Origin of the sequence: Aquimarina algicola (genome assembly GCF_006443095.1) — a bacterium.
GTDB lineage: Bacteria > Bacteroidota > Bacteroidia > Flavobacteriales > Flavobacteriaceae > Aquimarina > Aquimarina algicola.
Window position 1 is genome coordinate 1 of the sequence record NZ_VFWZ01000006.1, and the last position, 11655, is coordinate 11655.

General features: G+C 32.8%; 12 protein-coding genes. 2 read left to right on the forward strand and 10 right to left on the reverse strand.

Annotated features, from left to right (window positions below):
• The 6 genes from FHK87_RS17970 to FHK87_RS17990 all read right to left on the reverse strand — a co-directional run.
• On the reverse strand, window positions 1-1675 hold a 1675-nt coding region (locus FHK87_RS17970; protein ID WP_140595160.1), incomplete at its 3' end, for a type VI secretion system Vgr family protein.
• 649 nt (window positions 1676-2324) lie between these two features.
• Complete coding sequence (locus FHK87_RS17975) at window positions 2325-2897, reverse strand: hypothetical protein (protein ID WP_140595161.1); 573 nt, start codon at window positions 2895-2897, stop codon at window positions 2325-2327.
• A 3-nt stretch (window positions 2898-2900) separates the two neighbouring features.
• Window positions 2901-4727, reverse strand: a complete 1827-nt coding sequence (tssD, locus tag FHK87_RS17980; RefSeq protein ID WP_140595162.1) for a type VI secretion system tube protein TssD — start codon at window positions 4725-4727, stop codon at window positions 2901-2903.
• A 242-nt stretch (window positions 4728-4969) separates the two neighbouring features.
• Window positions 4970-5143 carry a hypothetical protein gene (locus tag FHK87_RS26335; RefSeq protein ID WP_226294313.1) on the reverse strand — a complete coding sequence of 58 codons (174 nt, stop codon included), beginning with the start codon at window positions 5141-5143 and terminating at the stop codon, window positions 4970-4972.
• A 181-nt stretch (window positions 5144-5324) separates the two neighbouring features.
• The gene (locus tag FHK87_RS17985; protein ID WP_140595163.1) at window positions 5325-5606 is read right to left on the reverse strand and encodes a hypothetical protein; all 282 of its coding nucleotides are present in this window, start codon (window positions 5604-5606) and stop codon (window positions 5325-5327) included.
• A 24-nt stretch (window positions 5607-5630) separates the two neighbouring features.
• Window positions 5631-5906, reverse strand: a complete 276-nt coding sequence (locus tag FHK87_RS17990) for a hypothetical protein (protein ID WP_140595164.1) — start codon at window positions 5904-5906, stop codon at window positions 5631-5633.
• Window positions 5907-6113: 207 nt separating this feature from the next.
• Between FHK87_RS17990 and FHK87_RS17995 the strand changes: the two genes are divergently transcribed.
• Window positions 6114-6512, forward strand: a complete 399-nt coding sequence (locus FHK87_RS17995; protein ID WP_140595165.1) for a helix-turn-helix transcriptional regulator — start codon at window positions 6114-6116, stop codon at window positions 6510-6512.
• A 2-nt stretch (window positions 6513-6514) separates the two neighbouring features.
• Here the strand turns inward: FHK87_RS17995 and FHK87_RS18000 are convergent, their stop codons facing one another.
• From FHK87_RS18000 to FHK87_RS26340, 3 genes are read right to left on the reverse strand one after another with little or no spacing between them, the layout of a single operon-like run.
• A complete protein-coding gene (locus FHK87_RS18000; protein WP_140595166.1) occupies window positions 6515-6733 on the reverse strand; it encodes a hypothetical protein in 219 nt (72 codons plus the stop codon).
• A 9-nt stretch (window positions 6734-6742) separates the two neighbouring features.
• Window positions 6743-7303, reverse strand: a complete 561-nt coding sequence (locus tag FHK87_RS18005; RefSeq protein ID WP_140595167.1) for a hypothetical protein — start codon at window positions 7301-7303, stop codon at window positions 6743-6745.
• A 28-nt stretch (window positions 7304-7331) separates the two neighbouring features.
• On the reverse strand, window positions 7332-7493 hold the full coding sequence (locus FHK87_RS26340) for a hypothetical protein (RefSeq protein WP_226294314.1): 162 nt from the start codon (window positions 7491-7493) through the stop codon (window positions 7332-7334).
• Between the two features lie 370 nt (window positions 7494-7863).
• On the opposite strand from FHK87_RS26340, the gene FHK87_RS18010 reads away from it, so the two are divergent.
• Window positions 7864-8355, forward strand: coding sequence for a hypothetical protein (locus FHK87_RS18010; protein WP_140595168.1), 492 nt, complete (start codon window positions 7864-7866; stop codon window positions 8353-8355).
• A gap of 502 nt (window positions 8356-8857) precedes the next feature.
• On the opposite strand, the gene FHK87_RS18015 is transcribed toward FHK87_RS18010, so the two are convergent.
• Window positions 8858-11557 (reverse strand): ATP-dependent DNA helicase, encoded by a 2700-nt coding sequence (locus FHK87_RS18015; RefSeq protein ID WP_140595169.1) that lies wholly within the window; start codon window positions 11555-11557, stop codon window positions 8858-8860.
• Window positions 11558-11655 lie beyond the last annotated feature (98 nt).

An 11655-nucleotide genomic window follows, 5' to 3' on the forward strand; every position in this document is an offset into this window, starting at 1 on the left:
CTGCATTTTCTAAAACTTCCTTAGCAACAAGGGTTTTATTTTCTTCAATGGTTTCTGTAGAATTTTTTGCATTTAGGGATAAATCCTCTGTAGCCCTACCAATCAGGTTTGTTCCTGCATTGATCTTTACCTCTTCAGAAGCGTTGATCTCAATATTCTTTGCATTGAAGGTAATGTGTTCTGATGCTGAAACCTCAATACTGTTGTTTGCTGTATCGATACGAATGATGTTACTATTTTTGTCAGTAATGGTGATGTGTTCTGCTCCTTCAATCTCGTTGAACTCTAGGGTATGTCCTGATTTAGTGCGTATGGCTTTGATCTCGTTGTTTTGGGTTTGCCAACCCCCTGCATTGGCTGTACCGGTATATAAACTGCCCAGTACAAATGGTTTTTCGGCATGGTTCCCTTCAAATCCTATAATGACCTGTTCGCCTGTTTCCGGCAGAAAATGAAAGCCCTTGTCTGCTCCTGCATGTGGGGTCATCATACGTAACCAAGGGGTAGTTTGCCCACTCTGTTGCTGCCAGGGGAACTGTACCTTGATTCGGCTTAATCCTTCTGGATCATTGTTCTCTACTACTGTAGCAATTTGCATTTCACTCTTAGGAAATCTATGGAGATCCATTTTGGGATATACAGTAATCTCTGCTGCTACCGCCTCAAAGGTATTCTTATAAATCCCTCCCTCTGTATTGGTATGGGTAATTTTGGTTACTCGATATCTGCCATATCCTTCTACAGTGATCACTTCGCCAAGATGCACCCCGGGGTTATCGCTTTCTCCTTTGGCTAGTACCTGTTTCAAAGCTTTGGCTTTGGTATACTGTTCTACCTGTGTGTCTAATCGTGATTGCACACTCTGATCGGTATATGTGTGATGGTATACCTGCGTTTGTTTGGTAAAGGTATCACTTGATCGTTGATGAGTAAATCCTTGATACCCCTCTGATGGGGGAATAACCTCACTACTGTTTTTGGTATGTAGCGCATCGGTAAGGTAATCGTTGGTAACATATTGAAAGGTATTGGGCACAGTAGTAAGTGCTAAAGTAAAATTCTGTAGATCGGTACCATAGTGTAATTCTGTTTCCTCTTCACTAGGAGCACCAAAAATCAGTTTACTCCCATCATAATAAAACCATTGGTTGTAATAGGCTGCCAATCGACCGGCAAAATCAAAAGCACTTTGGTTGTGTTGTACTGCATAAGGTATGGTATCTGAGGAGGTAGGCAAGAATCGGGTTTCTAGCTTGCCTCTATCATATTCACCAAAGGTATCCTCTAAAATCTCTGCAAGTCCAACATCGGTAAATGAGGCATAATGTGCCCCATCATCAGCGAGGATAGAGATGCTTTTGGCATAAAAGGTAACCATATCACTCTTGCCATACTCTGATCCTTTTGCGCCTTGTACACTGGTAATAATCCCTTTGAACTCTAGCTCTCGATAACTACCTATGTCTATACTCGGCGCAATACGAATGGTAATGGTAGCGCCCAAATGCTCTTTGCTCTCCCCTATCAGTTCGCCTGAAAGCCCATCGACAACATCAGCACGACACACCAATGTAAGGTCGTGGTGGTCGTCTAGGGATTGGGTTAATGTTAAACTTACATAAGAGGGTACAGCCGTACCGGAGATATAGACTTGTGTAGTAGTTTCTAATGCCATTTGAGAGAGGGTGTTTGGTAATTACTATTTTGGTTATAAGCGATTTGTATTAAAAAAGGTATCAAACATACAGCTATGTTTTGGTGCAAACAATAGGCACAACAGGGGAAAAACCACCTTTTTTGAAAGAAAATACATGTTTTTTTGAGTTTTTGTGCGATATCAATTATCATACCTAATTATCTACATGATCAAACTGCTATACATATTCCAATAACAACAGTCGCTTTATATTAATGTCTCTTGTAATCAATTTGTTACCCTTAATACGGGTATTTATTTGTTTTTTTGAAAAGTTAGTACAGCGTATACAGTAGTGAGCAGTGAGAACACGCTTTGTATTTTTAAGCTATTATCATAATGCATTATTGAATTTTTTAGTTCCTGATTTATTGTTAATGTTTTTTGGATCGGCTTGTGCGATGCTGTATCAAGTACAGCATGACGTGTTTTTTATTGATTTTATTTCTCGTTTCATTTTCAGCATGACGAAAAAAGGAAGTAGGGGTATCTATCCATCAAATCAACCCACACAAACTCAAAACATAAACAATGTGGTTGTTCAACAGATAATTATTAGAAGGGTAATAAGGTTATGTAATATCTTTTTTTATTTACCTATTATTCAATGTACATTGAATAATAATTGCTAAAATTCTATTGGAATATTTTTATAAGAAGAAGAATCTAAAGGCATATCATATAAACTAAAACGTATAAAGCCTTTTAGACTATCTGGAATTTTTTTTGAAATTATCTTATTTACATCAATTAAAGGATTAACATCATATACTTCTTTTTTATGTTTTAATTGTACAAGTTTACTCCCTTTCAATAATTGATTTTTTTCTTTATCAGTTAAATAAGTTTGATAGCTAGCATATAATGAAAATACTTGTTTTTCATTCTCTGAAAATATTTGTTTATATGGTGGAAAAACTAAAGAATCTTTAAATGCATATAATCTAGAACCTTTTTCACCATATATATTTGCACCAGATAAGCTTAATCTAGTTTGAACCAACCTTGTTTTGTTACTTCCATTTTTTACTAACAATTTTTGTGGAAGCATTATGTTGACAATAGTACTATCGTTATAGCTTTTAGATATTGAAATTTTAACAGGTAGATCGGTTGGCTGTTTTGTAATCTCGATTTCTTGTGATTGACAAGATGTTACAAATATGTATATCACGAGAATAATTAATTTTATTTGTTTCATTATTTATTGTTTAATGATTGAATCAATTAAAAATCTTTGCTCTCCTTTCACTGTATGAGTTTTAATTATATATGTGTAAAAAACATTGCCTTTGTCATTTCTAGCGTCAATTAATTCACTTAATGTTTTAATTTTACCATTCATTACAGCACAATGATTTTCATGAGAAATATCTGTTTCTAGTGAATAGTTTGATATTTTCGCTCCATCAGTCTGCATAAAAGTTCTAACGGAAGATAAACCATTTTGTTTTGCTTTCTCTAATGCAACTTGGATAAATTCTTTGGTGTCTCCTAATATTTCACTCGCTACTTTATTTGCAATAATATCAGTTGCAAACAATAACGCTCCAAAACCTGTTAAAGCACTTGATAGACCGGGTATCACTTTTGCAGAGGTTGATAATGCGGTGCTAGAGATGCTATATACTGTACTAGGGTTAGGGATATTTAAACTCATACCCTCATCAGGTAATAAATCAAGTACTTTTTTGGGCATCTCTAGATAATCTAAGAACTTTAGTACATCATTTACTTTATTGAAAACAGCTACTGCACCATTCGCTATATCTAAAGGGTTAAAATAATCTGAAAATGCTTTTTTGGTATGCTCTATCCTTTCTTCTATATCAATATAGCTAAACGAATCTTTGATCACATAATTACTGGCTTCTGTTACCTCATATCCAAAACCCTTGCTTATATTGGTTCTAAGATCAATCCGCTCGGTATAGATATGTTTTTTGATCATATTAACCTCTGATATCATCATGGTTTTTGTGGTGATCTTTATTTTTGTGGCCAAGAAGTGAGAAACTTTGCCTGTAATACCATATGCCTCTGCAATATCTTTTGCTGCTCCTAATGCAAACAAGACAAGTTTACCCTCGCTAGTATACATCTCAGGCATCTTTACTCCCTCTACCGCAGGTTTTATAAATAGGTCTTGATTACTATAGGTTACTTTTAATCGGTACTTATCAGTATTAGCCAGTTCTGTAACAGTGCCATTGTAGGTAGCTTTGCAATAGAGTTCTATATCCTCTACGCCTAAAGTTACTTTGTCTTCTTGTTTGATAACAGGCTCCCAACTGTGTTGTAGTTCTATTTTTAAGATTGCCATACCCGTATCTTCTACGGTAACGGTTTTGATCACAGGATCATTAGGAAATTTATCAGTATCACGATCAAGATAATCAGACCAAAAAATCTGATCATAATCAAATAACTGTAATTTGATCTGTGAACCTGCATCAATATCTCTAGTTTTTACACAAAAGTACATGGTATCACCTAAGTGTAAACGGTTCTCTTTTTCTTCATAATATCGATATACGTCTTGTCCTGCCTCATCATATGCCCAATAGCCATCTACAATTCTCGGGGCTCGGGTTTCTTCTTCCTGTTCTTCTGCCACTTGTTCTGTCAATAATGGGGTTACTCGCCAACCGGCTGAGTATTCTTCGGGAGAATTAGAATCTTTTAACCCCGCAGCAGTAATCTGTATCTTTTCGGCAACAGGTGTTGTACCATCTGCTTTATAGATCGTAGTAAACTTTATTACAATCGCATCAATCAAGTATAATGTATGGCTTTTGCCATTCATAGCAACAAGTGTGCGTACCAATTTGCATTGCAAAAGGTTATACGATTTTAGTGCTTCTTCAAAAAAGACGTTGTCTTTACTAGCCTCGATAACCATTTCTAATCCTGCAAAGAGAGGTTTAGCACATGGTCTATTGCTGTAATCAATGTTTTGGTCGATAGAAAACTCGTATTCTAATACATTATACACCTTATCGTGTATATAAAATTTTGTTTGGATACTCATTTAATTTGTCTTCGCTTTTTAGGTTTTAATAGTTATTTGATCATTTACGTTAAAGCTTAGTACAAATCTGCGGGTAGAGCAGCAAATATAGAACAATGCTTGTGATCTATTGCTGTGGTAAAACCGCATATTTTTAAGCTATTATCATAATGTATTATTGAGTTTTTTAGTTTCTGGTCTATTGTTAATAGTTTTTGGATCGGCTTGTGTGATGCTGTATCAAGTACAGCATGACGTGTTTTTCATGGGATTCTGTATTCGTTATATAAACTATAAATTTTAGCGTATAAGATGACTTCGCGAGGCTCATCATTAAAGAGTTTGTGCATAAAATCACCTAGTTCTATATTAAGAACTTTTAAAATCACTTGTAATACCTCTGGCGGTATTCTCGTTGTCGGGTCTTGTATCGGCATATGGTTTTAAGGTTAAAAAATAGGAGCAATCAAAAAATCAACTTAAAAAAACCATGTGATCACTCCTATTTGGGTTGCACTGTTACTATAAAAAAGGAAGCAGGGGTATCTATCATTTTGGCGTAAAAAAACTGGTATTAAACACCCCCTGCACTTCCCTTTTGTATTGACGATATGCTCGCTACGTCAAAGTCGGGGGTATGTACCGTTGTATTGACATATTGCAATCTTTGAATGATAAAGGTTTACCCTCTCTAATCTTATCTATAGATAAGTGAGAGTTTGAGATCATTGTGGCAACTTCGTGTACACTAGTACCTTTTTGATACGCTTCTATAATCCAGTGGCGTAGCAATAATGCATAGCCTCTATGCTCTTGTACACATTGATTAAACTTCGACTGTTTAATCGATAGTAACCGTAATACGTGTTGCTCAAAATCGGGGTTTGGGGTAATTTTCATCTTCTTACTTTTTTATAAATTCTATTACATTGTTTTTATCTTTTTTAGTTCGTCTTCGAGTTGTGTTATTAGCGCTGTACTTGTTTTAATCTTATTTTTTTGTACTCGTATTGATGTTTTGATCATATCCTTTACAATACTTTTATCAGGTTCTTTCTTTTTACGATCTCTGATATTGATAATAGTATTGTGGTGTACATCAAATTTTTCTGCTATTGCCATTAAGTCTGCCCTTGTCAACGATTTTTTGAGCAAATTGGATAATAGGCCACTTATTGGTTTGCGATTATTTATAGACATATGCTAATCAAATAGATTTAAAACATACATTATGAAATAGTACTACAGGTCTTGAAAAGTAAATAGTTATCCTTGTTTTCATATATTTGTGTATTAGTAAAAAACTTATCAAAAATAAGAGTAATTTTACTCTTTTACAACTAAAAAAGAGTAAAATTACCCTTTTAAATATCTAAATAGTTACATTTTAATAGTGTTACATTGGTTTTGAATATAAAAAAGGAAAGAATAGAAAGAGAAATGACACAGCAACAATTTGCTGAATTGCTTGGTGTTACAAGAAAAACTATTGTAAACTATGAATCTGGGGGTAATATTCCTGAAACTAAAGAAAAGTTGTTTAAAAACATTTTAAAAAATTACGATAATAATATTTCATTTTCGGAAGCAAATCATATTAATAAGACAGTTAATGTTCCAAATAATATTTTAGAAAAGTTTAAGGATATTTCAGATGATGAAGTTGCATTATATGTAGATTATAAAAGAGCTTCTTTCTTAAAACACTCTTTAATCAAATCTTTGATAAAAGCAGAAGCATGGAGAATTGTTGAGAACGAAATGAGAGAAGTTATTATTGAAAACAAACTATCGTCTAAGAAATAAATTTAATAGTTTTCCAATCTATAACTAAGTAAATTTAAAAAATTATCTCTTGACATTATATCCTGTGATTTCAAAATATCAATGGAATTTTTTTTTGAGTTCTCTACTTCTTTCCTATTTTTTTCTAGTGCTAGAGCCATTAACTCATTAAGAGTGTCTTTATCAGTTATAAACCCTTTTTTCTTTAACCTTTCTATAATTTTAACCTTATCCTTACTCATCTCATTCTCTTATTTGCTTGTTTTGTCAAGAACTTCCCACATTTCTTTATCAAATACTTCATGATCTAAATGATGTGATTTATTATTTCTAGTTTTGACAATAAAGAAAATTAACTTTCTAATTTTCATTTTAAGACGATGTTTATTGAGTGTTAGCTTTAAATAAAAGAAGTGAAATAATTTTGATATGATAATGAAGTACTCATTGGAGAAAATAATTAGTAAAGACATAACCGCAGCGACACTCCAACCTACTAATTCAGAATAAAAGCCTTCATCTATTTTATCTACAGGAGCAACAATAAAAATTAGCTGATAACAATAAATTAAGAGTGTCGGAAATAAAAAATGCTTTATAGTAATTTTTCTATTTAGAAAATTTATTGGCTTAGGTTTCAAAAAGAATAAACTAATAAAAATAATTGGAGCTACTTTTGATAAAAAAGCAAACAAAAAAGAGTAAGATGAAGTAAAACCATTAAAATCCCATTGATAGCTTAAAAATGTAACTGTTTTAACCTTTGGCAAAAAACGATAGCTATACAAGACAACCGGAAGTATAGCTATCATAGTGTAACAAAAAACACTTTTTAATCGATCACCCTTTCGAACCAGGTTGGACTTCTTCTTTGTCGATTTTATAATATTGGTCTTGTTGTAAGTCTTCGATCGCTGTTTCATCATTAATCTGTTGTGTCTCGCAGCTACTGATAAAAATACCTATAAGTAGCATGCTGCATAGGATGATAAGATTTTTCATTTTGATATCATATTTTAAGATTAGTATCTCCTAAAATACTACTAAATGTGCATTTATATCTTACATCAAATGGATTATTATCACTCTAGGTAAGAATGATTTGGGGAGGTATCATGATGCGCATGATAGAATCAATCTTGCCTTGTATTTGTTTTTTATAATTACCTATGCCCAAAGATACTAAAGAAGGGTGCTTTTTTGGATACGGTTTTGCCGTAAGTAACTGTTTTTGTGCAAGATAAACAATATTACGATATTGATTTTTAACTGTTTATCCCATCAAAAAAAAATAAAAAAAATCGCGAGTCCCGAAAAATGAAACTGTGATGCAGTATCCTTGCAGCATTATTAATTTTAAAACCAAAAACAAATGGCATTAGAAAATCTAATCAGTGTAACTTTTACACAAGAAGAACTCACCAGATTGACCGAAGGGATGCAAATGATCAAAGAGGTACTGGCAGACAAAACCGTTAATTTAACACCCGATCAAAGAGGGCAATATGGGCGTATTGCCAATCAAAACAAATTGATCGTAGACAAAGCCAAAAACTATATGGAGCAACACCCAAGCTGGGTTCCTCGTTTTTTGGACAAAGAAGAGTTTGATCGTGATTATACCACACGAAATCAAATAGAGAGCCATGTACAACAATTGCAAAACCTGTCACAGCAGTTAGTTGATACCAAAACGCTATTGGATCATGATAATTATACCAATGCCTTAAGCTTTTATCGTATGATGCGTTTTTTGGCAGGTGAGAACGAACCAGGAGCCAAAACCGTTTATCAGGATATGAAAGTCTTATTTAAACGAAATGTAACTAGTGATCCTGCTATTGATGATGATCGAGCGGAGTAGTCGATACCCCAAGCAAAGGTAGTTGCACGCTTCATAAAAGTACTTTTGAGCCATAAAGAGGTAGTTGCAACCCTTATTTTGATCCTTCGAGCTATCATACAGATGGTTCGAAGGGTCATAAAGGTACTTCAAGGCCGCGCAAAGGTAGTTCGAACCACCTCTTTTTGGGTCGACACCCCAAAAATTATCAAAAATATCCGTCAATATATGCCCTCGAGGCCATAAATGATCAGAAAAAAGGGTGAATCGATGGCTTCGAAGCGATAAAATATGGGTAAAAAGGATCAAAGTGCGGCCTCGAACTACCTTTGCGCGGTATCGACCCCGTGTCATCAAGAGGGTACCCCCTACCCTGTAAGGGGTAATATTTTTTTGTCAAAAACTACTTCTCAAACTTAATAGTCGACTTTTTAAGCCCTCTGAATTTTACCTCTTAAATAGATCCTAGAAAAATGAAAGGCTTGTGCAACGGTTACCATTCTTATAAGCCGTTTTTATCATTCTACAGACCATACTTTTTCTTCAGCAAAGAATAGTCTTTTCTATTAAATTTTGTTTTGAAACCCCCAAGAATTTTCTTTTCAGATTCTGGTGTCCAATAAATTTTCAGTTTTTCCCTGGCCCTTGTTATTGCCGTGTAAAAAATATTATGCGAAATCATTTCTTCCACTTCGTCAGTGATAACAATTTTCACAGAATTATATTCTAAACCTTGAGCTTTATGAATTGAAACGGCATAGGCAACTTGGAAAGGTATAATATTACTAGAGTCGTCATCGTCATCGTCTGTACTCTTATATTTATCCACTGTGAAACGAATGACAGAGTAACCATTTTCTGCATTATCTAAAAGTTCAAAATCGTACCATTCAGTATCGAATTCATTAAGTACAAGAAATACTTCTATGTCAAACTGAATTTTATCTTCAAGTAATTCGATACCGGAAATTCTACCTTTTAAATTATTATAAATTAAAGGTGAAAATCTGCCCGATTCATTAAAAATGATAGGATCATTTACTTTGTAAGTATGAGTTCCCCAAACAAAAGCCTTATTGTTATTACTACTTTGAAGAAATGAGTTTATGTTGTTAATTCCATAAAGCCCATCATAATTAAGACAAAGAATTATTTCATCTTTTTCTGTACTTTGAAAAATCGAGTTGTTAAGAGTAGTAGAATATTGATGTTTTGTTAAAGTTTCTAAAATCGAGTCTTCAATATTTCTGACTCTTTGCCAAAGACGTAGTAAATTTTGATTATTACTTCTATAAGGTTTTTCAAGCTCAAAAACAGATGATTCTGGAATGAAATATTTAATTAGACTGAACCAATTGCCAAATAGTATTGATTCGATTTGAAAAATGTCACCAACTAGTATAAGTAATCTAAATTTTGCCTTATTAAGTATCTTAAGCATATCAGAGTTACTGACTGTACTACATTCATCAATAATTAGAATATCGTATTCATTCTCATGACTCCAAGAGAATTTTGTTATTGTTTTAAAAGTACAATTTGCAACTTTTATGTTTCTATTTAAATTGTCAACAGCAGGATTCGTATTTGCTAAATACAGTTTACTTTCTTTATCAAAAAAGTTAGAAATATGATTAATCATTGTTGATTTACCTGTTCCTGCTGCACCATAAATCAAAGCAGCTTTAGAATGCTCGAACAAGTTTTTGAGAGCTGACTTTTTTTCATCACAATCTATACTATATGAAGTTGACTGGAGCCAAGATTCTATAGAGTTTTTGTAATTTTTGATTCCATCTGATGATACCTCTTTTAATTTTTCTATGATATTATAAGTGTCGGCTTCATAACCTTTTATGAATGCATGTTTTTTATAAATTTCAATGCGTCTATTTTTGTGTTTCCAATACAAATTATCATTCCACTCATCAATTAGCTCTTCTATATTTTTAAAGTTTTCAATTTCATTAATTTGAGTGTATAATTGTCCCTTTTGCTCAGTATTGTTATTAATATGTCTAGCTAAGATTTCATGTTTTCTATTATCAACATTTATAGATGCAAAAAGATCGCTAAGTTTAGGATTATGATTGATTAAAGCTGAATTAAACGGCATTTGGTCAAAAGGAATGCAGCCATATTCTAGTTTTAGATTTGATAATAACTCACAAGAAGTGTGATTATACTGCTTCTTAATTATTTTATTATTAAGCCTAAGTAGTAAATACCTAATAACATTATAGCCATTACTTGTATTTTTACTCATTTCTCGACATTTATCTAAAAGTTTGAATATGCGAGAAACCCTTGCTTTTTCAGTTATAGTTTTTTTTACGTAATTATAATACCAATCATTCAAGTTTATTACTTCTATCAAGTTTAATCCTGACGATGTTAAGTATTTCATTAGCTCGTATAACTCTTTACCACTACTAATTTTAGAGCTTACTCCAAATATTTTTGCGAAGTTGTCTATTTCACAAGGTCGTATCGAAACTTCCCATTCATCTATTATTTTAATTGGCATTCTTTTATCTAAAATTTCAATGTAGTCTATGCTAATGGATAGTTTAACTGCATAATTACCAAGAATGTCAATATTTGTAAACGCTATAATTCTATCAAACTTGCTAGTGTAATCGTTCGCTCTCTTGAAAGTAACTTCATAATATATTCCACCATTTATAAAAAAAGGTTTTATCTTTTGAATATAATATCTGTCTTTGTAGTCGCTTTTAACTCGATTTTCTTTAGGTTGATTTATAAGTTGAGATATTTTCTCATAATATTCTTTAAGATTTGAATCTGTTTGAATTGGAAATTCTTCAAGATTATATAGGACTTCCAAATTACATGTATCCATTAGGAAGGTTTTTATTTTTATTAAATACTCATAGTATTTTAGTAATAACCTTTCTGAACTTTCTTCATTTAGGGTATAATGAGAAGCTGTAATCTGTAAGAGTTTGTGAAACTTTGATAAGAATTTTAAATCGCCTCTAGCTTTTATATATTCAATAGCATTTTGGATGTTCTCATAATCATTACTTAATTCTGTATTTTGAGCATCTTCAAGAATTTTTAATGCAATGTGCTCAACGAAATTCCTAAGTTGAGATAATATATTCTGTGATAATAATCCTCTTTCCTCTATATCGAATTTCTCTATGTTTTTACATATGGCTTTGTCGATATTGATTATATGAGAGGTTATTTCATTCATCTGCATTGTTTGGTTTGGCTTGTGGCTAACATCTCATATAAGAATAGTAGCGGATTTGTACACACTAACTTTTCGGCTATACACAGACCATTTTTAGA